The 24,406-nt window shown below is 54.8% G+C and carries 21 protein-coding genes, 5 tRNA genes and 2 other RNA genes; 10 read left to right on the plus strand and 18 right to left on the minus strand.

Annotation, left to right across the window (positions count from 1 at the left end; all coding sequences use genetic code 11):
* From A8O29_RS15830 to pgl, 4 genes are all read right to left on the minus strand, one after another.
* Positions 1–696, minus strand: a complete 696-nt coding sequence (locus A8O29_RS15830) for a T6SS immunity protein Tli3 family protein (protein ID WP_125354761.1) — start codon at positions 694–696, stop codon at positions 1–3.
* Between the two features lie 3 nt (positions 697–699).
* A complete protein-coding gene (locus tag A8O29_RS15835; protein WP_125354760.1) occupies positions 700–2,850 on the minus strand; it encodes a T6SS effector phospholipase Tle3 domain-containing protein in 2,151 nt (716 codons plus the stop codon).
* The gene (locus tag A8O29_RS15840; RefSeq protein ID WP_125354759.1) at positions 2,847–5,360 is read right to left on the minus strand and encodes a type VI secretion system Vgr family protein; all 2,514 of its coding nucleotides are present in this window, start codon (positions 5,358–5,360) and stop codon (positions 2,847–2,849) included. Before A8O29_RS15840 ends, A8O29_RS15835 begins: the two co-directional genes overlap by 4 nt.
* 369 nt (positions 5,361–5,729) lie before the next feature.
* Positions 5,730–6,725 carry a 6-phosphogluconolactonase gene (gene pgl / locus A8O29_RS15845; protein ID WP_125354758.1) on the minus strand — a complete coding sequence of 332 codons (996 nt, stop codon included), beginning with the start codon at positions 6,723–6,725 and terminating at the stop codon, positions 5,730–5,732.
* A gap of 128 nt (positions 6,726–6,853) precedes the next feature.
* Between pgl and A8O29_RS15850 the strand changes: the two genes are divergently transcribed.
* On the plus strand, positions 6,854–7,672 hold the full coding sequence (locus tag A8O29_RS15850) for a pyridoxal phosphatase (RefSeq protein ID WP_125354757.1): 819 nt from the start codon (positions 6,854–6,856) through the stop codon (positions 7,670–7,672).
* On the opposite strand, the gene modC is transcribed toward A8O29_RS15850, so the two are convergent.
* The 4 genes from modC to A8O29_RS15870 all read right to left on the minus strand — a co-directional run bounded on the left by modC (position 7,673) and on the right by A8O29_RS15870 (position 10,518).
* A complete protein-coding gene (modC, locus tag A8O29_RS15855) occupies positions 7,673–8,731 on the minus strand; it encodes a molybdenum ABC transporter ATP-binding protein ModC (protein WP_125354756.1) in 1,059 nt (352 codons plus the stop codon). It abuts the gene before it with no gap.
* Positions 8,732–8,733: 2 nt separating this feature from the next.
* Complete coding sequence (gene modB, locus A8O29_RS15860) at positions 8,734–9,423, minus strand: molybdate ABC transporter permease subunit (RefSeq protein WP_125354755.1); 690 nt, start codon at positions 9,421–9,423, stop codon at positions 8,734–8,736.
* The gene (gene modA, locus A8O29_RS15865) at positions 9,423–10,199 is read right to left on the minus strand and encodes a molybdate ABC transporter substrate-binding protein (RefSeq protein ID WP_174081368.1); all 777 of its coding nucleotides are present in this window, start codon (positions 10,197–10,199) and stop codon (positions 9,423–9,425) included. The genes modB and modA overlap by 1 nt, the downstream gene beginning before the upstream one ends.
* A 166-nt stretch (positions 10,200–10,365) precedes the next feature.
* Positions 10,366–10,518 carry an AcrZ family multidrug efflux pump-associated protein gene (locus A8O29_RS15870; protein WP_125354754.1) on the minus strand — a complete coding sequence of 51 codons (153 nt, stop codon included), beginning with the start codon at positions 10,516–10,518 and terminating at the stop codon, positions 10,366–10,368.
* A 127-nt stretch (positions 10,519–10,645) separates the two neighbouring features.
* Here A8O29_RS15870 and modE point away from each other — a divergent pair, with 127 nt between their 5' ends.
* From modE to gpmA, 7 genes are all read left to right on the plus strand, one after another.
* On the plus strand, positions 10,646–11,434 hold the full coding sequence (gene modE, locus A8O29_RS15875) for a molybdenum-dependent transcriptional regulator (protein ID WP_125354753.1): 789 nt from the start codon (positions 10,646–10,648) through the stop codon (positions 11,432–11,434).
* A 66-nt stretch (positions 11,435–11,500) separates the two neighbouring features.
* A complete protein-coding gene (gene modF / locus A8O29_RS15880; protein WP_125354752.1) occupies positions 11,501–12,970 on the plus strand; it encodes a molybdate ABC transporter ATP-binding protein ModF in 1,470 nt (489 codons plus the stop codon).
* A 212-nt stretch (positions 12,971–13,182) separates the two neighbouring features.
* Positions 13,183–14,199 (plus strand): UDP-glucose 4-epimerase GalE, encoded by a 1,017-nt coding sequence (gene galE, locus A8O29_RS15885; protein ID WP_110510063.1) that lies wholly within the window; start codon positions 13,183–13,185, stop codon positions 14,197–14,199.
* 9 nt (positions 14,200–14,208) lie between these two features.
* Positions 14,209–15,255: a galactose-1-phosphate uridylyltransferase gene (galT, locus tag A8O29_RS15890; protein WP_110510064.1), complete on the plus strand. Its 1,047-nt coding sequence runs from the start codon at positions 14,209–14,211 to the stop codon at positions 15,253–15,255.
* Positions 15,256–15,260: 5 nt separating this feature from the next.
* A complete protein-coding gene (galK, locus tag A8O29_RS15895; RefSeq protein WP_125354751.1) occupies positions 15,261–16,409 on the plus strand; it encodes a galactokinase in 1,149 nt (382 codons plus the stop codon).
* Positions 16,403–17,443 (plus strand): galactose-1-epimerase, encoded by a 1,041-nt coding sequence (gene galM, locus A8O29_RS15900; RefSeq protein ID WP_125354750.1) that lies wholly within the window; start codon positions 16,403–16,405, stop codon positions 17,441–17,443. Before galK ends, galM begins: the two co-directional genes overlap by 7 nt.
* A 204-nt stretch (positions 17,444–17,647) precedes the next feature.
* Positions 17,648–18,400 carry a 2,3-diphosphoglycerate-dependent phosphoglycerate mutase gene (gpmA, locus tag A8O29_RS15905; protein WP_110510067.1) on the plus strand — a complete coding sequence of 251 codons (753 nt, stop codon included), beginning with the start codon at positions 17,648–17,650 and terminating at the stop codon, positions 18,398–18,400.
* A 111-nt stretch (positions 18,401–18,511) separates the two neighbouring features.
* On the opposite strand, the gene aroG is transcribed toward gpmA, so the two are convergent.
* Entirely contained in the window at positions 18,512–19,564 is a 1,053-nt protein-coding gene (aroG, locus tag A8O29_RS15910; RefSeq protein WP_174081369.1) for a 3-deoxy-7-phosphoheptulonate synthase AroG, read from the minus strand.
* A 319-nt stretch (positions 19,565–19,883) separates the two neighbouring features.
* Between aroG and A8O29_RS15915 the strand changes: the two genes are divergently transcribed.
* Both A8O29_RS15915 and zitB read left to right on the plus strand, forming a co-directional pair.
* On the plus strand, positions 19,884–20,270 hold the full coding sequence (locus A8O29_RS15915; protein WP_110510069.1) for a YbgS-like family protein: 387 nt from the start codon (positions 19,884–19,886) through the stop codon (positions 20,268–20,270).
* Between the two features lie 120 nt (positions 20,271–20,390).
* Positions 20,391–21,335: a CDF family zinc transporter ZitB gene (zitB, locus tag A8O29_RS15920; RefSeq protein WP_125354749.1), complete on the plus strand. Its 945-nt coding sequence runs from the start codon at positions 20,391–20,393 to the stop codon at positions 21,333–21,335.
* Here the strand turns inward: zitB and pnuC are convergent.
* The 9 genes from pnuC to A8O29_RS15965 all read right to left on the minus strand — a co-directional run bounded on the left by pnuC (position 21,332) and on the right by A8O29_RS15965 (position 24,260).
* Positions 21,332–22,051, minus strand: coding sequence for a nicotinamide riboside transporter PnuC (pnuC, locus tag A8O29_RS15925; RefSeq protein ID WP_125354748.1), 720 nt, complete (start codon positions 22,049–22,051; stop codon positions 21,332–21,334). The genes zitB and pnuC overlap by 4 nt on opposite strands.
* 67 nt (positions 22,052–22,118) lie before the next feature.
* Positions 22,119–23,162: a quinolinate synthase NadA gene (gene nadA / locus A8O29_RS15930; protein ID WP_125354747.1), complete on the minus strand. Its 1,044-nt coding sequence runs from the start codon at positions 23,160–23,162 to the stop codon at positions 22,119–22,121.
* 178 nt (positions 23,163–23,340) lie between these two features.
* Positions 23,341–23,466: non-coding RNA, RtT sRNA (locus A8O29_RS15935), on the minus strand.
* 31 nt (positions 23,467–23,497) lie between these two features.
* Positions 23,498–23,623, minus strand: a non-coding RNA gene (locus A8O29_RS15940) — RtT sRNA.
* Positions 23,624–23,654: 31 nt separating this feature from the next.
* A tRNA-Lys gene (locus A8O29_RS15945) sits at positions 23,655–23,730 on the minus strand.
* Positions 23,731–23,766: 36 nt separating this feature from the next.
* Positions 23,767–23,842: transfer RNA gene (locus A8O29_RS15950), tRNA-Lys, on the minus strand.
* Positions 23,843–23,993: 151 nt separating this feature from the next.
* Positions 23,994–24,069, minus strand: a tRNA-Lys gene (locus tag A8O29_RS15955).
* Between the two features lie 3 nt (positions 24,070–24,072).
* Positions 24,073–24,148: transfer RNA gene (locus A8O29_RS15960), tRNA-Val, on the minus strand.
* Between the two features lie 36 nt (positions 24,149–24,184).
* Positions 24,185–24,260 (minus strand) — tRNA-Lys (locus A8O29_RS15965).
* Positions 24,261–24,406 lie beyond the last annotated feature (146 nt).

Below are 24,406 nucleotides of genomic sequence, written 5' to 3' on the forward strand. Positions count from 1 at the left end.
TTAGCGCCCCTTATCCATATCGCAGCGCATGTGGTCCCAACCCGTGTAACCTTTAACTTCTGGTACCTGATCGGGTTGATCCTGCCAATTAGTCTTAAACTGTTCGGTAGTTTCTTGCAGGCCTTGCTTCGTCATATACACCATGCCCCAGGCCCAGCCGGGTGAACGCGGATCTATGTGATGTACTGCACCATCTGAGGCTGTATAAGTAAGCCCAGGGCCACCAGTTGCCAGGCGCGGATCACCAAATGGCCTGGACGACATATACAGCCGGTGTTTGGTCTGTAAAAATCCCTGGTCTTTGACGACGGTGAAGGAAAGAACGTCATCGTAAGGGCCACGGTTGTCCCCGTTAGGCTCATTTCCGGATGGTGAGAATTGTGCAAGATTCCAAGTTTGACCATAGTCTTTTGATACCATGAATCCCCCGGCCCCCCAGCCGGTGATCGCAATATAACGCTCGGAAGGATGAACAAATTTTTTTGTGAAAATGCGGTAAAACTGGCTGACAGGTTCGGTATGAATCCCCCGTTGCGTATCCGTATACCAGAGTTCACCTTCGCAGTCCCAGCCTTTCAGCTCAAGATAACGGTGGTCATCAAAACGATAGACGACCTGCGTCGGTGGCTCTTTTGCCTGGCATCCGGCCGCCAGTAAAACGGCGGCGGTCATCAGTGCCGTAAAAAATCCTTTCATTATTTATCCTTCTGCCAGTTGGCTGTCACTTAGTGGTTTGGGCATATCCCATTGCAGGTTTGGGACTTCTTTGTTTCCTTCAGCCATGTCACGGGACGGAACAACTTTCGTCCCGTTGTTAAACCGGTTTACCACCCCAAACTCACCTTTCGGCAGGACCTTATCGGGTTTGTTCATGAACCATTTTGTGATCTGCTCATCTAGTTTTCCCGTCCGGTAATAGTCTTTAGCATCAGCGTAACCATTCAGCGGGTCGCGCCAGTCAGCCCGGTGTAGCAGATCCTCCCAGAACTTCCCGGCCTTATAGTCGAATGCCTTGCACTGACCGATGGCCAGGTCAAACGCCATCGCGTGAGACGGCGCAAATTCGCTCATGACGATTGACGAGTGCTGGCTGTAGCCTACCGGGTCGGTTTTCTGCCATTCCGCCTGTAGTTCTTCCGGGGTTTTCAGCCAGGTTAGCGTCACGCTTTGAAAATCTTTTGTTCCCGTAACGATGCCGCGAATCACTTCCCGCTTGCGGTCATAACTCTCTATTTTCAGCTCGTCGGGCGTCAGAACATGGCCCGGTCGCCAGCTGAGACTCTCGTAACTGCTCACCTGATACGTCGCGCTTTCGGTGCGTTTGATGGCGTACGCCTTCGCTGAATAAGAGATATAGGCATCCGGGCTGTCTGGGTCGATATACGCTTTATATGGCGTGTCGCAGGTTGCCGGGTCGTCATCTTTTTTGTTTCGCTCGCCCTGCAGTTCGAAGATAAAAGGCTCGGGCAGCTCTTCGCCGTTAATCACCACATCACTGTAGGAATAGCCCGCATTCATCCCCGGCGTGGTACGGAAATCCCCTTCACGCTCCGGAGCCATACTGAACGGTTTACCCTGTTCGGCTTGCCCTACCCAGCGGTGCTGGCAAAATGCACGCTGGCGCAGATTCGGGATATCTTTGGCTATCTCATTCGGAATACCGCGCCAGCCAAAGCCCTGGATATTTTGCAGCGACACCGTGCCATCCTGGGGACACCAGTAGTTATAAACTTTACCGTTATTGTTGCGCCGGTATCTCATGTCTTCCCGCAGTGGGTTGTCTGCCGCTTTCCGTGACGTGCAGCTGGATTCCATCGCCTGCATATCTCCGTCAGATAACTCTCCGCCTTTGTACTGCATGGCCATCAGCTTGCAGAAGTTCCTGAATGTCTCCACCCGCGCAAGCTCCGTCTGATGATGGCCAGGCTGACCGTTTTCAAGCAGTCGCCCCTCCAGGGAGTACGGGGAATGATTCAGGATGGTGCAGTTCACCGGATCGTACCCAGCCTGTTTAACCAGCATATTCGCCAACATGGTGAGGATCGTGCCCTGGCTGTGCGCCACCACGTTAATCACATCATTCTCAGTAACGGGTTCTGCCCGAATTTGAATAATCAAATCCGCCAGTCGCTGGGCGGCAAAAAACTGGTAGATACGGTGCGGGTTAGCGAAAATGGGGTGGGTATAATCACCGCCATTTGCATACAACGAACCAAAACCGGCGGCGGCCAGGGCAACGCCACCCGCTCCCGGCCCGAGCATGTCGGGGATGCAGGTGGTGGCGTTCGCAAAGGTCCCGCCCCCTTTGGCGAAATTCACATCGAGGCCGTTTTTAAAGTTGTCGTTCTGAAACGTAAACGGGCTTTTATCATCATTACCCAGTGCAGCTTTATTCTTCGCGTTATCTTCCTGATACGCGTCATAAGGCAGACGGGCCTGCGATGACAGCTTACGCACTTCGTCCCCGTAACGTTGCTGGTCAGCCCGGTAATCGGCATGTGTGACCGGCTTGTATCCCCAGTAGAACGGGATCACCGGCGAACGGCCTGGCTCTGTGATTTTCTTCTGGGCTTCTTCGTTGTGCGTCATGATGAAATCGCGCCAGCCGTGCGCGTACAAATCCGTCCGGGCCAGGCGCTTACTCAGCCCGGCAATGATCCCTTTCTCCTGATTCTGATACGCCTCCCCGACGTCGTTAACCCCGTGAACCAGGATAACGATACAGGGCATGGGGCGCGGCACGGCCACCCGGCACGTCTGCGCCACTTGCCCCAGGTCTTTGTGTACCGGGACATCGCCCTCGGAAACGACACGTGGGGCATAAGGGCTTTTTTTCGTCGGCTCCGTCATTCCATCAACTCCATTTTAAGCGTATCAAGATCGTCCGCATCAATGAGCGGGGTATAACCGTCACTGTCGGTCATCCCCTCTATTACCTGCCCGGACGAGCTGGTCATTCTGAATTTTTTGTTGGCGAGGATTTGTTGGTCGTCATCAGGTGAGTGCAACTGGTAACGCTGTTTAAACGCCCCTTTATTAAACGAGGGCGTCTGGACCTGAGCGCTTTCCGGGCCGTCGTATTTCAGATTCGGGCCTTTCAGTTCAATACCCGTCGGAGAGAAAATAGTCACCAACCCGTTCGGGCTGATACGTATCCCTCCGCCCCCACAGGTAAACTGCATGCCCTGCTTCGCGCTGCCGTTCATTTTCCCCTCCGTACTGGTCAGGGTGAAATCCTGCTGCGACAGCATGTGCATTGCGCCGCGCTGGGCCTGGGTGTTGATATCCCCGGCACCGGCAATCATCTGGATACCGAGTTTGCGGACAAACAGAGAGAGTTTGTCCCCAACGGCCATCGAGAGTTTTTTAACGACGTTCACCGTGGCGTTATTTCCCGCCGTCGCGATCAAATCTTTTCCCGCCGACAGTTGCAGGCTTTGCGGCGTCACCTGGGCCAGCCCTTCGCCCGCGTACGTTAGAATGCCCGCGCCGCTCAGCATGTTCAGCGTCTGCTTCAACATAGTCTGCGGGTCGGTTTCTACAGGGTCGGCCCCCGCTGTCAGGGCGCTTTGTTGCAACGTTCTCGCCAGTGACAAGGCTTTTTCCAGCTGCGCGACGGCGTCGGCCATATCCAGTTGCTGCCCCTGAGCACGGGGCTGGGCTTCGGTGGTGATGAGCATCCCTTTCGCGGCACGCAGCGTCATCCGGTTATCGGTTCGCGCTTCTACCCCTTCGCCGCGCGGTTTCCCTTCGGCATCGACCAGGTGACCGACGCTAAGCTGGCTCTTTTCGTACTCAGTCGAAATTTTGACGTGTTCCTTGCCGCGGCGGTCCTCAAGGCGGATTTTGTTCAGACCGGCGGTGCGGATGATGTTTCGGGTATCGTTGCGGTTTGTAACCAGATCAGGACGGGCGCCATCATGCATGGCCTGGGCAATATACGGCCTGTCCGGGTCGCCGTTTTCAAACATCACTGCGACTTCAGTCTTGTCCAGCAGTGGGAAGTGAAAACCGTATTTGTCACCCGCATACGGTCGGCCCAGACGCACCAGCGCACTTTCAAAACCCTCCCGTTGCTCATCGAGGTCAAAATCAAACTTCACGCGGTAGCGGCCCTGTGCATCTACCCCGGCGTAGGTTTTATCCCCCACGATGGCGGCCACACGTGCGGGTACCGATCCGGCAATCACCGGACGCGCCAGCAATGCCGGGCGAAAACTGTAGCCATTGAGATACGGAATGCCGCCCAGGGTCGCGCGATAGTGTTCAGCCCGGCTTCCGCTGATCGTCATCGACGAAATCAAATAGCCTGATTTAAAACTGTCGGGAATAGGTCCGGTTGGGGTGAACATCATGCCGGGCTGAAGTTCCGGATCGCTGGTCGTTGCCTTCAAAATACTCTGATCATTCAGCAGCCGTTCGTAACGCAGGCGGGCGTAAAACGTTGCAGTTTCCCCCTCTTCGCCGTCCAAATCCCCTTTAGTCAGATAGTGATCGGCGTAGTGATATTCTCGCCCGGTGGCGACGCCGTCAGGGATATCATGCGTTTCAATCGTTTTATCGGTTTGTGGGGATTGCGGGTCACGATAGTTATAGGTCCGTACCAGCACGTTTTTGGGGATCAGCGTGTGCTGCTCTTCCAGGTCCGTAATGTACTCGTTGTAACTGGTCAGGCCAGAATTACGGACGTACGGCAGCTTCTTGTCTCTGAAAATATAGCGCCCGGCTGAATCACCGAAAATAACCACGGTTTCCGTCGGTACCTGGTCGTGATTTTCAAAGCGGAACCAGATCCCGACTTCAGCCAGCAACCGTCGGATAAATGTCAGGTCGGTTTCCTTCCACTGAATAATCATTTCCCGACGCGGATAGGTGTGGCTCAGCTTATCGAAGTCGATGTTGTAGCCGTCAAAATACCCGCTGTCTTGCATCAACTTCGTGACTAGCTCAGGGACAGACGTTCCTATATAAACGGCAGAGCGATAGTTGCGGTCCAGCAGTGCCAGTTCGTGCTCCAGAACGCATTCATAAAACGCTTCATCGCCGGAGGATTTGATGCGGGAAAACGAGGTGATCACGCCATTGATGTGTCGCACCGGCAGCCAGGGAGACTGTCTGTGCCAGGTTGCGTTGGGGTTAGGGGCGCGGAGAACAAATTCAGCCGTCTGGTTAAGCACAGCATTTATTGGAAGGTTTTGCTCAGGACTGGTGAAACGGAGGGTATAGCGATACGGCTGACTTAATGTCTCAACGCCTGTAAAAGAATGAACATCTACCGGGATGTTTTTACGGTGGGGAAAAAATAACAAATAACGATTTAACGAATCCTGCTGTTGAACAGTTCCAGATTGCCCTGCCATTGATAAATATCCTTTTTATACAACGCTGAATTTTATAAAGAAGAATACTCCTGACGCCTGATAATTAAAACACTACCCCACTGTGCAAAATTAGACATCGCAACCAATAAATTCACAAAAATAATAAACAAACACCGAATCAATCACCGGGCAAATATAATGTTCATAATAAAACACAACCAGGGTGCCCTTACAAAACAAGGCGCGCAATAAACGTGATATTAAAAGGCTGGCATCAATGAAATAAATAAGGCCGTAACGCAACCCGTTACGGCCTTCTTCAATAACCCGGCAGAAAAATCATGGTGCAAAAGCGCGATTTTTCTTTTTCTTTCGGGTGACGCTCCGCTTATCCGATCGACAATAGAATCAGTGCGCGTTAACCACTACCCACATCGGGCCCTGGCCTACGGCGTAACGTCCTTTCTCTTCCAGAAGCCCCTGTTCGCCTTTGATTTCATAGACCGCAAGGTGATGTGATTTCTGACCTACCGCCAGCACATATTTTCCGCTGTGATCGACGTTAAAACCACGCGGCTGCGTTTCGGTCGGCTGGAAGCCCTGCACTTCAAGTACGCTACCGTCTTCAGAAATGGTGAACACCGTCAGCGTGCTGGAGGTGCGGTCACAGGTATACAGGTGACGGCCATCCGGGGTGATGTGAATGTCTGCCGCCCAGCGAGTGCCGGTGAAATCTGGCGGCATCATATCCAGCGTTTGTACGCATTCGATTTCGCCGTGCGGGTCGCTCAGTTCCCACACGTCAACGCTGCTGTTCAGTTCATTCACGCAGTAAGCGTATTGCTGATTCGGGTGGAATGCCATGTGACGCGGGCCAGCGCCTTCAACGGTGGCGACTTCCGCTGGCGTTTGCGCGACCAGTTTCCCGTCGTCGCTCAGCGTAAACAGGCAGATGCGATCCTGCTTCAGGGCGGGTACCCACAGGGTGCGGTTGTCCGGTGTGATGTTCGCCGAGTGGCAGCCGTCGAGGCCTTCGACCACGTCAACCACACCCACCGGCAGGCCTTCTTCCAGACGCGTCACGCTGACGCAGGCCTGGTTATACGAGCCGCTGAACAGGAATTTGCCGGAATGATCGGTGGAAATGTGGGTCGGGCTACCCGGCAGCGCAGACTCACCGGCAAACGTCAGCGCGCCATCGTCCGGCGCAATACGGTAGGCAATAACGCGAAACTCCGGGCGAACACCCACGTACAGATATTGTTTATCCGGACTGATGACCATCGGCTGAACCTGACCTGGCACGTCGACCACCTGTACCAGGGTCAATTTGCCATCCTGATGGAGGCTCCAGACGTGGATCTGCTGGCTTTCCGGACTCGCGGTATATACGGTTTGTTTCATGAAAACTCCTTCCTTATTGCACGTGGAGGCGAATTAAGAGAATAGTGAGTGCTGAAAAATTTGCCCTGCGCGCGCTGCGGTGTACCATCGTGAGCTGCATATTTTTCAACATTAACCTGGATGACAACATGACATCACGCGTGATAGCCCTGGATTTAGACGGCACCCTGCTGACCTCAACGAAAACCATTCTTCCGCAATCGCTTGAAGCGCTGTCGCGCGCGAAAGAAGCAGGCTATCAGATTCTGATCGTGACCGGCCGACATCACGTTGCTATCCATCCTTTTTATCAGGCACTGGCGCTGGATACACCTGCAATTTGCTGTAACGGCACTTATTTGTATGATTATCAGGCAAAAAAGGTTCTTGAAGGCGATCCGATGCCGGTCGAAAAAGCTCATGCGTTGGTGAACCTGCTGGCGGAGCACAATATTCACGGCCTGATGTACGTGGATGACACCATGATGTATGAAGAAGCCACCGGGCACGTGACGCGCACGCTGAACTGGGCGCAGAAGCTGCCAGAAGAACAGCGCCCTTCCTTTACGCAGGTCGATTCTTTGATTCAGGCTGCGCAGGATGTGAAATCAGTGTGGAAATTCGCCCTGACCGACGAAGACACACAAAAGCTCAACACCTTCGCCAACCATGCGGCCCAGACGCTGGATTTAGAGTGTGAATGGTCGTGGCACGATCAGGTCGATATCGCGCGTAAGGGCAACAGCAAAGGCTATCGCCTGGCGCGCTGGGTCGAATCTCAGGGCTTGTCGATGAAGGACGTGGTGGCGTTTGGCGATAATTTTAACGACATCAGTATGCTTGAAGCGGCAGGAACCGGGGTGGCGATGGGCAATGCCGATGACGCGGTAAAAGCTCGCGCCAACGTGGTGATTGGCGATAACTCGACCCACAGCATCGCCGAATACATCTACACCCACCTGCTGTAATCAGGCGCTGATCGACACGCTTTTTATCTGCGCATACAGCCACTGACCTGGCTTCACTGCCAGGTCATCGCGGGCCCACGGGCTGATGCGCGCCCATAGCGTGCGGCCGCCCACCTCAAGCTGCACCTCCACCTGGCCGTTATTGTCGTAGCACTGCACCACTTTCGCGCGCAGCACGTTACGAATACTGGTCTGCACTGGCGGCTGTAACACCAGCGACACGTCGGACGCCTGAACGCGAATGCGCACCGAGGAATGCACCGGCTGCTCGAGCTTATTGACCCACAGATGCTGATCGCCCAGCGCCAGCGCCGTCATCGCGTAATGCGGATGGTGCTCCAGCACGGTGACTTTCAGCACGCTGCTCTGTTGATCCTGCGGCAGCCACGGGTGCATCACGCTGCTGCCCCAGACGTCCTCCAGGTTGCCAAACGCCTTCACTTTTCCGTCTTCCAGCACCAGCACTTTATCAGCCAGATGCAGAATTTCTTCCAGCGAGTGGCTGACGTAGAGCATCGGGATGTTGATTTCACGGGCCAGGCGTTGCAGATACGGCAGAAGCTCGCGCTTGCGCGGAATATCCAGCGAGGCCAGCGGTTCGTCGAGCAGCAGCAGTTCCGGCGCGGTCAGCAGCGCCCGGCCAATCGCTACGCGCTGTTTTTCGCCGCCGGACAGGCTGCCGGGCAGACGGTCGAGCAGCGCTTCGATGCCAAGCAGCGACACCATTTTGTCGAACTGTCCGGCCATGCTTTTCGCCATGCCGTAGCGCAGATTGCCGCGCACTTTGTAGTGTGGAAACAGGCGTGCATCCTGGAACACGTAGCCGATGCGGCGTTTTTCCGGCGACAGGCAAATCCTTTTCTCGGTGTCGTTCAGGACGCGTTTATTGAGGACGATGCGCCCCTGCTGGGGTTTTGTCAGGCCGCTGATGGCGTTGATCAGCGACGTTTTCCCGGCACCGGACACGCCGAACACCGCGGTTATCCCGGCGGCGGGAAGCGATTCATTGATGGTCAGGCAGTGATTGCCCAGCGTCTGGGTGAAATTGAGTTCCAGCATGATTATTTCCCCGTCCGTTCGCGGCTCAGTTTCGCCAGCCATTCAGATATCAGCAGGGAAACCAGCGCCAGCACGATGGAAATCAGGCACAGCCGCGCGGCCGCGCCTTCCCCGCCTGGCGTCTGGATCAGGGTATACATTGCCGACGGAATCGTGCGCGTTTCGCCTGGAATGTTCGACACAAAGGTAATCGTGGCGCCAAATTCGCCAAGCGAACGGGCAAAGGCCAGCACGGTCCCGACGATAATACCCGGCAGCATCAGCGGCAGCGTGATGGTGAAAAACACCCGCCAGCGCCCTGCGCCAAGCGTACGTGCCGCCTGTTCAAGCTTGATGTCGACGCCTTCCAGCGCGAGGCGAATAGCACGCACCATCAGCGGGAAAGACATCACCGCCGCGGCGAGTACCGCGCCGCGCCAGCTAAAGGCAAAGGTCAGACCGAACCAGTCGTACAGCCAGGCGCCGATGAAACCGCGTCGCCCCATCGCAATCAGCAATAAATAACCGACCACCACCGGGGGCAGCACCAGGGGAAGGTGGATGACGCTGTCGAGCAGCGCTTTGCCTGGGAAATTACGCCGCACCAGCAGCCAGGCAAAGAAGATCCCAAAGGGTAAGCTGAACACTACCGCCAGGGATGAGACTTTCAGGCTCAGCAGTACCGCCTGCCATTCGGGATCCGTCAATATCATTAGTGCGTAGTAAATCCGTACTGTTTAAAGATGGCCGCAGCCTGCGGGCCTTTCAGGTAATCGTAGAAAGCATTAACCGTGGCGTTGTTATGCCCGTCGGTGATGGCCATCGGGTATTCCACTTTTTTATGCGAATCTTCAGGGAAGGTGCCGACAACTTTGACGCCTTTGCTGGCTACGGCATCAGAACCGTAAACGATACCCAATGGCGCTTCGTTACGTTCCACTAATGCCAAAGCACCGCGCACGTCTTCGGCCGGAGCCAGTTTCGGTGACAGGGTATCCCATGCGCCAAGTTTGGTGAGCGCTTCTTTCGCGTAGATCCCCGCCGGAACGTGGTCCGGATCGCCAACCGCCATGCGGCCGCCTTTCAACAGGCTGGTCCAGTTGGTTTTCGCATCAATGGTGAATTCGCCCTGCTCGCTGGCTTTCGGCGCGACCACCACCAGGCTGTTGCCCAACAGTGTTTTACGGGTGGCGGTATCAATCGCTTTTTTCTCTACCGCGTAATCCATCCATTTCTGGTCAGCAGAAATAAACAGATCGGCTGGTGCACCCGCTTCAATCTGGCGCGCCAGAGTCGAGGAGGAAGCAAAAGAAGAGACCACATCGACGTGCTTCTCTTTTTTATATTCTTTGGCAATGTCCTGCATCGCGTTGGTGAGCGAGGCTGCCGCGAAAACGGTAATTTTGCCTGCATCTGCCGCCGCTGCGTGACCCACAACCGCAAGGGATAATGTCGCGCCCGCAAAAAGGCGTAACCATGTACGTTCCATCTGTGACTCCTGTGAGTGTCGTTATGTACGCAATAATATAACGATAACAGTAGGGTTTTCCCAGCGCAAAGTGGTGGTTATTCTGAGGTACTATCGGCAGTAAGAAGAGGAACTTAAATGGGAAGAGAGAATAAAAAAACGCCCGGCGATGCCGGGCGTCTTGAAATCAATGGTTTTGCTGGCGGCCGTTATCTTTGTGGCCGACGTTCGACAGAACGTTAAACACTTCACCCAGACCGTAAATCAGCCCCAGGATGATAGCCATCACCACGGGAACCATGATTACGGCAAATACCAGACTTTTCAACAACTCTAACATGGTCAGCTCCAGACATTGTGATTACTCTATTGTAACCCGTTAATCAGGAAACTCACGCCCCTTTTGTGCGATGGCCTGTGCAATAATAGCGTTGACCAACACCCTATCTTCTGAGCAGGACATTGATATGCAGGCCGAAATTCTTCTTACCCTTAAACTTCAGCAGCGTCTTTTCGCCGATCCGCGGCGTATTTCTTTGCTGAAGCAGATAGCGATTACCGGCTCCATCAGCCAGGGCGCGAAGAATGCCGGGATCAGCTACAAAAGCGCCTGGGATGCAATCAATGAAATGAATCAGCTCAGCGAACAACCGCTGGTTGACCGTGCGACTGGCGGCAAAGGCGGCGGCGGCGCAGTACTCACCCGCTACGGCCAGCGTTTAATTCAGCTTTACGACCTGCTGGCGCAAATCCAGCAGAAAGCGTTCGACGTGCTCAGCGATGATGACGCCCTGCCGTTGAACAGTCTGCTGGCCGCCATTTCTCGCTTTTCCCTGCAAACCAGCGCCCGTAATCAGTGGTTTGGCACGATTACCCGTCGCGACCACCAGCAGGTGCAGGAACATGTCGACGTGCTGCTGGCCGATGGCGAAACCCGCTTGAAAGTGGCCCTCACCTCGCAAAGTGGCGAACGTCTTGGTCTGGAAGAAGGCAAAGAAGTGCTGGTGTTGTTAAAGGCACCGTGGGTGGGCATTACGCGTGATGCGAATATTGCGCAAGCCGCCGACAACCAGCTCGCCGGGGTTATCAGCCATATTGAGCGCGGTAGCGCGCACTGCGAAGTGCTGATGACGCTGCCCGACGGACAGACTCTTTGCGCGACGATGCCATTAGAAGAAGCCCAGGATTTACATGAAGGTGAATCGGCCCTCGCGTGGTTTAACGCTGACCGGGTTATCCTCGCCACCCTTTGCTGATGGCTTGACTTTACCTTCCAGAAGACGTATCCCTGATAAAAATCGCTGCAATAAACGGGATACACAATGTCATCATTGCAAATTTCGCAAGGCACGTTTCGTCTTAGCGATACTAAAACCCTCGCCATTGAGAATTTAATGCTGCGCTCGGGCGAGTCCTGGGCGTTTGTCGGTAGCAACGGCAGCGGTAAATCCGCGCTGGCTCGAGCGCTGTCGGGCGAACTGACGCTGCTGTCCGGTGGACGTGAAAGCGAATTCACCCGAACCACTCGCCTCTCATTCGAACAGCTGCAAAAACTGGTCAGTGACGAATGGCAACGCAACAACACCGATTTGCTCAGCCCCGGCGAAGACGATACCGGTCGCACTGCCGCGGAAATCATTCAGGAAGAAGTGAAGGATGCAGCGCGCTGCCAGGCACTCGCCAGTCGTTTCGGTATTGGCTATTTACTCGAACGCCGCTTTAAATACCTTTCCACCGGTGAAACCCGCAAAACGCTGCTGTGCCAGGCGCTGATGAGCAACCCCGATTTGCTGATTCTGGACGAACCGTTTGACGGGCTGGACGTGGCCTCGCGCCAGGCGCTGGCGGAATTGCTGGCAACGCTGCATCACGACGGCATTACGCTGGTGCTGGTGTTGAACCGCTTCGATGAGATCCCTGATTTTGTGCAGTTCGCGGGCGTACTCGCTGACTGTACGTTGCTGGAAACCGGCACCAAAAAAGCACTGCTTGGGCAGGCGCTGGTCGCCCAACTGGCGCACAGTGAAAAGCTGACCGGCATTGCGCTGCCAGAACCTGACGCGCCGTCCGCACGTCTTTCACTTCCGGAAGATGCGCCGCGTATTGTGCTCAATCACGGCAGCGTGTCGTATAACGACAAACCGATCATCGACGACCTGAGCTGGACGGTAAACGCCGGTGAACACTGGCAGATTGTCGGCCCGAACGGCGCCGGTAAATCGACCCTGTTAAGCCTGGTCACTGGCGACCACCCGCAGGGCTACAGCAATGATTTAACGCTGTTTGGCCGTCGGCGCGGCAGCGGGGAAACCATCTGGGACATCAAAAAGCATATCGGGTATGTCAGCAGCAGCCTGCATCTGGATTACCGCGTCAGTACCAACGTGCGTAATGTGATCCTCTCCGGCTTTTTCGATTCCATTGGGATTTATCAGGCGGTATCTGACAAGCAGCATAAGCTGGCTCAAGGGTGGCTGGAGATTCTGGGCATCGATAACCGCACCGCGGATGCACCGTTCCACAGTCTGTCGTGGGGGCAGCAACGGCTGGCACTGATCGTTCGCGCGCTGGTAAAACACCCCACGCTACTGATTCTGGATGAACCGCTACAGGGGCTTGACCCGCTTAATCGCCAGCTGGTGCGGCGCTTTATCGACGTACTGATTGGTGAAGGTAAAACCCAGCTGCTGTTCGTGTCACATCACGCCGAAGACGCGCCGGACTGCATTACGCATCGCCTGGAGTTTGTGTCACAGGCGGAAGGCTACGGCTACGCCGTCGGTCCTTTGTAAGCCTCATGCCCTGCATTGGGAGCCTCGCGCTCCCGCTTTTCGGATAAAGAGCATCCCCCTTTCGTACCCGCCTTGATTTATAATGCAAAATGTTCGGCATTCAGAATGAAAACTGGCTGTGTAAACGATCCCACTAATCTATTCCATGTCACACTTTTTGCATCTATGTTATGCTAGTCTTAATACATACCATAAGCCTGATGGAGCGAAAAATGAGAGTACTGGTTACAGGTGGTAGCGGTTACATCGGCAGCCATACCTGCGTACAATTGCTGAAACAAGGCCACGACGTCATCATTCTGGATAACCTCTGTAACAGTAAGCGCAGCGTGTTACCGGTGATTGAACGCCTGGCAGGCAAACAGGCCGCTTTCGTAGAAGGCGATATTCGCAACGAAGCGCTGATGACCGAAGTGTTACACGATCACGCGATTGACACCGTGATCCACTTCGCCGGGCTGAAAGCCGTCGGCGAGTCCGTCGAGAAGCCGCTGGAATACTACGATAACAACGTTAACGGAACTCTGCGTTTAATCGCCGCCATGCGCGCCGCGAACGTTAAAAACTTCATCTTTAGCTCTTCCGCCACCGTCTACGGTGACCAGCCAAAAATTCCTTACGCTGAAAGTTTCCCGACCGGCACTCCACAAAGTCCGTACGGCAAAAGCAAACTGATGGTTGAACAAATCCTGACCGACCTGCAAAAAGCGCAGCCGGAATGGAGCATTGCGCTGCTACGCTACTTCAACCCGGTTGGCGCACATCCGTCAGGCGATATGGGGGAAGATCCGCAGGGCATCCCGAATAACCTGATGCCGTATATCGCGCAGGTCGCCGTGGGTCGTCGCGAATCGCTGGCTATTTTTGGTAACGACTACCCGACCGAAGACGGTACCGGCGTGCGTGACTATATCCACGTTATGGACCTGGCCGATGGCCACGTTGCCGCGATGGAAAAACTGGCTGAAAAACCGGGCGTACACATTTACAACCTTGGTGCAGGCGTCGGCAGCAGTGTGCTGGACGTGGTTAACGCCTTCAGCAAAGCCTGCGGTAAACCGGTTAACCATCACTTCGCCCCGCGTCGCGATGGCGATCTCCCGGCCTACTGGGCCGATGCAAGCAAAGCTGACCGCGAACTCGGCTGGCATGTTACTCGTACTCTCGACGAAATGGCGCAGGATACCTGGCACTGGCAATCGCGTCATCCGCAGGGTTACACCGACTAAGGACCTGTCATGACGCAATTTAACCCCGTCGATCATCCACACCGCCGTTTTAACCCGCTAACCGGGCAGTGGATCCTCGTCTCTCCGCACCGCGCAAAGCGTCCCTGGCAGGGGGCGCAAGAAACGCCTGCCAAACAAACGCTGCCGAAACACGATCCTGACTGCTTCCTGTGTCCGGGCAATACTCGCGTCACTGGCGATACCAACCCGCAGTACACCGGTACATACGTGTTTACCAACGACTTTGCCGCGCTGATGACCGATACGCCAGACGCGCCGCAGAACGTCGATCCGCTGATGCGCTGCGAAAGCGCCCGCGGAACCAGTCGCGTGATTTGCTTCTCGCCGGATCACAGCAAAACGCTGCCTGAGCTGAGCGTTAGCGCGCTGGAAGAAGTGGTGCAAACCTGGCAACAGCAGACGGCGGAGTTGGGTCAGCGGTATCCATGGGTGCAAGTTTTCGAGAATAAAGGCGCGGCGATGGGCTGCTCCAACCCGCATCCGCACGGTCAGGTTTGGGCTAACAGCTTCTTACCGAATGAAGCCGAGCGCGAAGACCGACTACAAAAAGACTATTTGGCCGAGCAGGGTTCACCGATGCTGGTCGATTATGTGCAACGTGAACTCGCTGACGGCAGCCGGACCATTGTAGAAACCGAGCACTGGCTGGCGGTGGTGCCTTACTGGGCGGCGTGGCCGTTCGAAACGCTGCTGCTACCGAAAGCGCACGTGCAGCGCATCACCGATTTGACCGATGCTCAACGCAGCGATTTGGCGTTGGCGTTGAAAAAACTGACCAGCCGTTACGACAACCTGTTCCAGTGTTCCTTCCCCTACTCGATGGGCTGGCACGGCGCGCCGTTCAACGGCGAAGATAATTCACACTGGCAGCTCCACGCCCATTTCTACCCGCCACTGCTGCGCTCGGCCACCGTGCGCAAATTCATGGTCGGCTATGAAATGCTGGCAGAAACTCAGCGCGACCTGACGGCAGAGCAAGCCGCCGAGCGTCTACGCGCCGTCAGTGACGTCCACTATCGCGAATCAGGAGTATAAAAATAATGAGTCTGAAAGAGAAAACCCTGTCCCTGTTTGCTGAGAAATTTGGCTACCCTGCCACCCACACGATTCAGGCGCCTGGCCGCGTGAACCTGATCGGCGAACACACCGATTACAACGACGGCTTCGTGCTGCCCTGCGCCATCGATTACCAGACGGTGATCAGCTGCTCGCCGCGTGAAGACAGAACCGTGCGCGTTATCGCAGCAGATTACGAAAACCAGACCGACGAATTCTCGCTTGATGCGCCTATCGTCAGCCACGATACCCAGCAGTGGTCCAACTACGTGCGCGGCGTGGTGAAACATCTGCAAAAGCGTAACCACAATTTCGGCGGCGTCGATATGGTCATCAGCGGCGACGTGCCGCAGGGCGCGGGCCTGAGCTCTTCTGCCTCCCTTGAAGTGGCGGTCGGTACCGTGTTGCAACAGCTCTATCATCTGCCGCTCGACGGCGCGCAAATTGCGCTGAACGGACAGGAAGCGGAGAACCAGTTTGTCGGCTGTAACTGCGGCATTATGGATCAGCTGATTTCTGCGCTGGGCAAGAAAGACCACGCGCTGCTGCTGGACTGCCGCTCGCTCGGCACCAAAGCCGTGTCGATGCCGAAAGGCGCAGCGGTTATCATCATTAACAGTAATTTTAAACGCACCCTGGTCGGCAGCGAGTACAACACCCGCCGCGAGCAGTGTGAAACCGGTGCTCGCTTCTTCCAGCAGCCCGCGTTGCGCGATGTATCGCTGGAAAAATTCAACGCCGTGGCGCATGAGCTGGACCCTATCGTTGCCAAACGCGTACGTCATGTATTGACCGAAAACGCCCGTACGGTAGAAGCCGCGTCCGCCCTGGAAAAAGGCGACCTGAAACGCATGGGCGAACTGATGGCAGAATCGCACGCGTCAATGCGTGATGATTTTGAAATCACCGTCCCACAGATTGATACGCTGGTGGAGATTGTAAAAGCCACCATCGGCGACCAGGGCGGCGTGCGTATGACCGGCGGCGGTTTTGGCGGCTGCATCGTGGCACTGGTGCCAGAAGCGCTGGTACCGGCAGTGAAAGAGGCCGTCGCTCAGCAATATGAAGCGAAAACCGGTATCAAAGAAACGTTCTACGTCTGCAAAGCATCACAAGGAGCGGGCCAGTGCTAAGAGAAATTCCGACCCTCGCCCCTGACGGCCTGCCCTTCCGTCTGCTGACCCTGCGCAATAGCACGGGGATGGTGGTGACGTTAATGGACTGGGGCGCGACGCTGCTGTCCGCGCGTATTCCGATGCAAGACAGCTCAGTACGCGAAGCCCTTCTCGGCTGCGCCAGCCCGGAGCAGTATCCGCAGCAGGCAGCGTTTCTCGGTGCGTCGATTGGTCGTTACGCCAACCGCATTGCCGACAGCCGTTTTACCCTCACCGGCACGACCTATGAACTGGCCCCGAGTCAGGGCCCGAACCAGCTGCACGGCGGCCCGGAAGGGTTTGATAAGCGTCGCTGGCGGGTTGTGAATCAGAACGATGAATCTGTGCTGTTTTCGCTGGAATCTGCCGATGGCGACCAGGGTTTCCCTGGGAATCTTAGCGCTACCGCGCATTACCGTCTGACCGAAGACAACCGGATTGCCATTGAATACCGCGCCACGGTGGATAAAGCCTGTCCGGTAAACCTGACCAACCACGTCTATTTCAACCTCGACGGCGGTCAGAGCGACGTGCGCGAACATAAGCTGCACATTGCGGCGGATGCGTATCTGCCGGTAGATAACATGGGCATTCCGCGCACCGGCCTGAAAGACGTGGCGCAAACCAGCTTCGATTTCCGTCAGCCAAAAATCATTGCCAGCGAGTTCCTGAGCGACGACGACCAGCGCCAGATGAAAGGCTACGACCACGCCTTTTTACTCTCGACCCAGGGCGAACTGTCACAGGCCGCCGCGACCGTCTGGTCTGCGGATGAAAAACTGCAGCTGAAAGTCTACACCACTGCTCCGGCTCTCCAGTTCTACACCGGTAATTATCTCGGCGGCACGCTGTCGCGCGAAACCGAACCGTATGCCGACTGGCAGGGGCTGGCGCTGGAAAGCGAATGTCTGCCTGACAGCCCAAATCACCCGGAATTCCCGCAGCCGGACTGCGTGCTACTGCCGGGTGAAGAGTACGTCAGCATCACGGAATACCAATTTACCTCGTTGTGATCTCTGCCCTCCGTCCGGAGGGCTTTTTTTTCGCCAGATTGCTGAAAGTCGCGCCAGTTACCGACAAAAAGACAACGTCCGATTCACAAGCCGCTTACACTACGTCGCTATTTTCGCTATGGTTAAGGATAAGCGTTGCCGTCCGTCGCGAGGCGGCAATATAATGAGAATTGTTATCATTCAATCTAGTTCAGGAGTAACGGTATGGCTGTCACTAAGCTTGTGCTTGTTCGCCACGGCGAAAGCCAGTGGAATAATGAAAACCGCTTCACCGGTTGGTATGACGTTGATCTGTCTGAGAAAGGCGTTGGCGAAGCGAAAGCAGCAGGGAAATTGTTGAAGGACGAAGGCTTCAGCTTTGATTTTGCTTACACCTCTGTGCTGAAACGTGCCATCCACACCCTGTGGAACGTACTGGACGAACTGGACCAGGCCTGGCTGCCAGTTGAGAAATCCTGGAAACTGAACGAGCGTCACTACGGTGCGTTGCAGGGCCTGAACAAAGCTGAAACCGCTGAAAAGTACGGTGACGAGCAGGTTAAGCAGTGGCGTCGTGGTTTTGCCATCACCCCGCCAGAACTGACCAAAGATGACGAGCGCTACCCGGGGCACGATCCGCGCTATGCGCAGCTGACCGATAAAGAACTGCCGGTAACGGAAAGCCTGGCGCTGACTATCGACCGCGTCGTGCCTTACTGGAACGAAACGATTCTGCCGCGTCTGAAAAGTGGCGAGCGCGTGATTATCGCCGCTCACGGTAACTCCCTGCGTGCCCTGGTGAAATACCTGGACCACATGGGCGAAGACGAAATTCTCGAACTGAACATCCCAACTGGCGTACCGCTGGTGTATGAGTTCGACGAAAACTTCAAACCTATCAAACACTACTATCTGGGTAACGCTGACGAAATCGCTGCAAAAGCAGCTGCCGTTGCGAACCAGGGTAAAGCGAAGTAAGTTTTCGCCAGACGTAAAAAAGCGTGGATTGTTCCACGCTTTTTTTATGTCTGACTCTTTTGCCCGATGGCGCTTCGCTGACCGGGCCTACATAAATCGTAGGCCGGTTGCTTAACCGCGACGCGCTTTGACAGCGTTAGCCAGCTGGCGCAGCATCGCGTCGGTGTCGTCCCAGCCGATGCAGGCATCGGTGATGCTTTTGCCGTAGGTCAGCGGCTCGCCGCTTTCCAGATTCTGATTACCTTCCACCAGATGACTTTCGATCATCACCCCGACAATCGCCTTTTCGCCGGACGCAATCTGGCCCGAAACGTCGGTCGCCACATCCAACTGCTTTTTGAATTGCTTGCTGGAGTTGGCGTGGCTGAAATCGATCATCACCTGTGATGGCAGGCCTGCTTTCTGCAGCCCTTCTTTCACCATCGCCACGTGATGCGCGCTGTAGTTTGGCTCTTTGCCACCGCGCAGGATGATATGGCAGTCGCCATTCCCGCTGGTGTTCACAATCGCCGAATGGCCCCATTTGGTGACCGACAGGAAACAGTGCGGCGCACCGGCAGCGTTGATCGCGTCAATCGCCACTTTGATGGTGCCGTCGGTACCGTTCTTGAAGCCAACCGGACAGGAAAGACCGGAAGCCAGTTCACGGTGAACCTGAGATTCCGTGGTGCGCGCCCCGATTGCGCCCCAGCTCATCAGGTCCGCCATGTACTGCGGGGTAATCATGTCGAGGAACTCGCCTGCCGCTGGCAGACCGCTGTCATTGATTTCCAGCAGCAACTTACGAGCAATACGCAGACCGTCGTTGATCTGGAAACTGTTGTCCATATGCGGATCGTTAATCAGCCCTTTCCAGCCCACGGTGGTACGCGGTTTCTCGAAATAGACGCGCATGACAATTTCCAGCTCGCCTTTCAGCTCTTCGCGCAGCGTAAGCAGACGGGTCGCGTATTCCTTCGCCGCCACAGGATCGTGAATCGAGCACGGACCAATCACCACCAGCAGGCGATCGTCGTTGCCTTTGAGGATCTTGTGGATCGCTTTACGGGCATGAGAAACCGTGTTGGCCGCATTCTCAGTGGCAGGGAATTTTTCAAGGAGCGCTACAGGAGGTAATAACTCGTTGATCTCTTTAATGCGTAAGTCATCGTTCTGATAATTCATGATCTTTCCAGCGTTGCCATACTTATATAATTGAGTGCAATGCCTTCAATCTAACTTGTCGGCCTGGAAGTGTAAACGGGCTTTTACACTTGGGCAGGATAATTCCTGGAATTCCCCTAAAAAACGCCAGAAAGTAGCGAGAAGTGAGATGTCCGCTACACTTTTTAAGTGTAAATACTGACTTTTATATCTTTAACGGGATTCCAGACTGACATAAATCAGAATTGTGGAATCTTTAGCCATGGTGCGACGACGCACAGGCAGATATGCACTGTTGGAAGAAGTTATCCGACCTAACGACCATAACAGGAGCATCCCCATGAAAAACAATACACTGGCAACGCTTTTCCTGACAGCAACCCTTTCAATGATGAGTGGCGCGGCGATGGCTGCCGACAGCGCGTCGAATGCTTCCGATAACAACGGCCAGGCAAACTCCTCAGCCGATGCGGGCCAGATGGCACCCGATGCCCATCAGAATATCGCGCCAAATGGCGTCGATAACAGCAATGTGAATACGCAGTCCAGCGGCACAATGCTGCACCCGAACGGATCCAGCAGCGATGCGCAGCACATGAGCAAGGATGAGATCCACAAAAACTCAATGTGTAAAGACGGTAAATGCCCGGATATCAACAAGAAAGTTGAAACCGGTGACGGTATGAACAACGATGTGAATACCAAAACTGATGGTACGACCCAGTAATCCCCGTTCCGCCCTTCCCCTAAAAGGAGAGCTCTGCTCTCCTTTATTATTTGTATGCGAAAATGCTAAATATCTGTAATCATGTCATGCACTAATACTTAAATTTTGCAGGATTTGTGTATGCCGCATTCACATTCCCACGCCCCGTCGCCGCAGGCCGATAATGGCAACGCTCGCCGTTTGCTGCTGGCGTTCCTCATTACCGCAGGCTTTATGGTCATCGAAGTGATCGGCGGGCTTATCTCCGGTTCGCTGGCGCTGCTAGCCGATGCGGGGCACATGCTGACCGACGCTGCTGCGTTGCTGTTCGCACTGATGGCGGTGCACTTCGCGCGTCGTCCGCCTAACTCTCGCCACACATTTGGCTGGCTGCGACTGACCACCCTCGCTGCGTTCGTGAACGCGATCGCCCTGGTATTGATAACGATCCTGATTGTCTGGGAAGCGATCGTGCGTTTTCGCCATCCGCAGCCCATCGCCGGCGCGACCATGATGGTCATCGCCGTGGCAGGTTTGTTGGCCAATATTTTGTCATTCTGGATATTGCATCGTGGAAGTGAGGAGAAAAACCTGAACGTGCGCGCCGCGGCCCTGCACGTTCTCGGGGATTTGCTCGGTTCGGTGGGAGCGATTGTTGCGGCTATCGTTATCCTGACTACCGGCTGGACACCGATTGACCCGATTTTATCGATTCTGGTGTCATGTCTGGTGCTACGCAGCGCCTGGCAACTGCTGAAAGAAAGCGTGAATGAACTGCTGGAAGGGGCGCCCGGCTCGCTGGATATCGCCGCACTTAAACGTGGGCTGCGCCGTGAGATTCCGGAAGTTCGCGACGTGCATCATGTTCACATCTGGCTGGTCGGTGAAAAACCGGTGATGACCTTACACGTACACGTGATCCCGCCGCACGATCACGACGGGCTGCTGGATAAAATTCAGCACTATCTGGAGCATAATTACCAGATAGCGCATGCCACTATCCAGATGGAATACCAGCCCTGTAGCGGCCCTGAATGCCATCTTAACGAGGCGCAGGCCGAACACGCGCATCATCACCATCATTAATGGGATAGCGCGCGAGAGCCTCGTTCACGCGCGCTATTAATCCACATCCGGCTCCCGTTCAGCGCGATAAACGTCAGCAGCAGATATTCGAGCGACATCGCATACACGCCCTGCCGCGCAAAAATCACCACGCTGATAACGTTAATAATCACCCACAGCAGCCAGTTCTCAACGTATTTGCGAGTCATCAGGATCATCGCCACAATCGACAACACCATCATGCAGGAATCCCAGAACGGGAAGGCATCCGGCTGCAGTTCGGGCATCTCGACGTTTAGCCCCACGGTTTGCATGACTGAGACCGCTACGCGAGTCAGGAAGGCAAAAACAGGATTGATAAACACGGTCATCAACCCGATAGCCACCAAGCAGACTGCCAGCCAGACAAGAGCTTTGCGTAATGGCAACCAACGGATTTGCAGCTCAGCCTGATTCTGGCTGGTTTGCCGCGACCAGGCATACCAGCCGTAAATATTCGCCGCGAAGAAAAACAGCTGCAGCAACAGGCTGGCATAGAGTTGAATCTGGAAAAAGATTATCGCGAATAGCGTGACGTTCAGCAGGCCAAAAGCGTAGTTGCTGATTTTCTCAAGGCTGGCAAGCCAGATACAGAGCAGGCCGGCCACGGTTCCCACCGCCTCAATCCACGACAGGTCGTAACCGCCTGCACCAATCGGGATGTGTACCAGAATGTTTTGCGTACTGAAGAAATCCATTTTATCTCCGTCCTGTCAGCCAAAAGAGTTTATACGGGCGTATTGATTAACGTATTTATGAACGTACTTATGAACGTAGTGTAGCTGCAAAATCCAGCATCCGATTAAGCGGCAGCAAAGCACGCTCTCGCAGTGCGGCATCAACATGTATCTCATGTTCAGCGCCACCGTGTTCAAGGCCGTCTGCGATGGCTTTCAGGCCGTTCATTGCCATCCACGGGCAATGCGCGCAGCTACGACAGGTCGCGCCCTCTCCCGCCGTTGGCGCTTCCAGCAGTTCTTTCTCCGGTACCGCCTGCTGCATCTTGTAGAAAATCCCACGGTCGGTGGCGACAATTAACTGTGGGTTAGGCAACGTTTTCGCAGCCGTAATCAGTTGGCTGGTTGAGCCTACCGCGTCGGCCATATCGACAATCGACTGTGGTGACTCCGGATGTACCAGAATCGCCGCCTCGGGATACAGCGCCTTCATGCGGGCCAGCGCCTGCGTTTTAAACTCGTCATGCACGATACATGCGCCCTGCCAGCAAAGCACGTCTGCGCCGGTCTGCTTTTGGACGTAGCGACCCAGATGACGATCCGGGGCCCAGATAATTTTCTCTCCGAGGCTGTCCAGATGCTCAATCAGTTCAACAGCAATGCTCGACGTGACCACCCAGTCAGCGCGTGCTTTGACCGCGGCTGAAGTATTGGCGTACACCACTACCGTGCGATCCGGATGGGCATCACAGAATTTATTGAATTCTTCAATCGGGCAGCCCAGATCGAGGGAGCATTCTGCATTCAGCGTTGGCATCAGAATGGTTTTTTCCGGGCTGAGGATTTTTGCCGTTTCGCCCATGAAGCGCACGCCTGCGACCAGCAGCGTGGAGGCCGAGTGTCGAGCGCCGAAACGCGCCATTTCGAGAGAGTCTGAAATACAGCCGCCCGTTTCCTCTGCCAGTTGCTGGATTTCCGGGTCGGTATAGTAGTGCGCGACCATGACCGCATCTTTCTCTTTAAGAAGACGCTTTATCTTTTCGCGATAAAACTGCTTTTCATCCGCGCTGAGTGGCACGGGCTTCGGCGGGAAAGGATAAATTGCGGCTTCCGGATCAAACATTACGCTCATCTTGGGCTTCTCGTTTTACTGGCTTAACCAAACCATCACCAATCGGCAGTGTTTTGCGAGTACTAAGGTGATGGTGTTTTATATACTAAACAAGATAGCGAAAATCTGGGGAATTGTCGTGTGGAATTTGCTGAACCGCAGAAAAGCAAAAAGGCGCCTTTAGGGCACCTTTCTACATTGGTGGGTCGTGCAGGATGACTCGCTTCGCTCGCCCTTCGGGCCGTCGCCGCAAGCGGCTCCGTTGTCTCACTTCGTTCGACTCGAACCTGCAACAGGTTCTCATCCTCCACGAATCGCGCATAGCAAAAAGGCGCCTTTAGGGCGCCTTTCTACATTGGTGGGTCGTGCAGGATGACTCGCTTCGCTCGCCCTTCGGGCCGTCGCCGCAAGCGGCTCCGTTGTCTCACTTCGTTCGACTCGAACCTGCAACAGGTTCTCATCCTCCACGAATCGCGCATAGCAAAAAGGCGCCTTTAGGGCGCCTTTCTACATTGGTGGGTCGTGCAGGATTCGAACCTGCGACCAATTGATTAAAAGTCAACTGCTCTACCAACTGAGCTAACGACCCCTTTCGGGATTTTCTTCGAAGACGCCACCGAGAAGATGGTGGGTCGTGCAGGATTCGAACCTGCGACCAATTGATTAAAAGTCAACTGCTCTACCAACTGAGCTAACGACCCATAAGGTCTTGCTTCGAAGAGGTACTACTTCACACTCGTCACCAATGTTAAATTGGTGGGTCGTGCAGGATGACTCGACTTCGTCTCGCCCTTCGGGCCGTTGCTAAGCAACGTTATCCTTCACGCTTAACATCTGAGTGAGATGTTAAATTGGTGGGTCGTGCAGGATTCGAACCTGCGACCAATTGATTAAAAGTCAACTGCTCTACCAACTGAGCTAACGACCCGAGTGGTGGGTGATGACGGGATCGAACCGCCGACCCCCTCCTTGTAAGGGAGGTGCTCTCCCAGCTGAGCTAATCACCCGATACTGCGCTGGATACTACTTACTAACTAAGTTAGTGGTGGGTCGTGCAGGATTCGAACCTGCGACCAATTGATTAAAAGTCAACTGCTCTACCAACTGAGCTAACGACCCACTATTTCCGCGGCTTTCAGGATGTTTGATATCCCTTGGCAACGGCGGCATATATTACTGGTTTCAGAATTGAGCGCAACTAAAATTTCGAACAACTGCGCTTAACTGCTTATGATTCAGGCGGCATGACCAGAAATACTTCAATT

It is taken from the genome of Scandinavium goeteborgense (genome assembly GCF_003935895.2).
In the GTDB taxonomy this organism is placed as follows: Bacteria; Pseudomonadota; Gammaproteobacteria; order Enterobacterales; family Enterobacteriaceae; genus Scandinavium; species Scandinavium goeteborgense.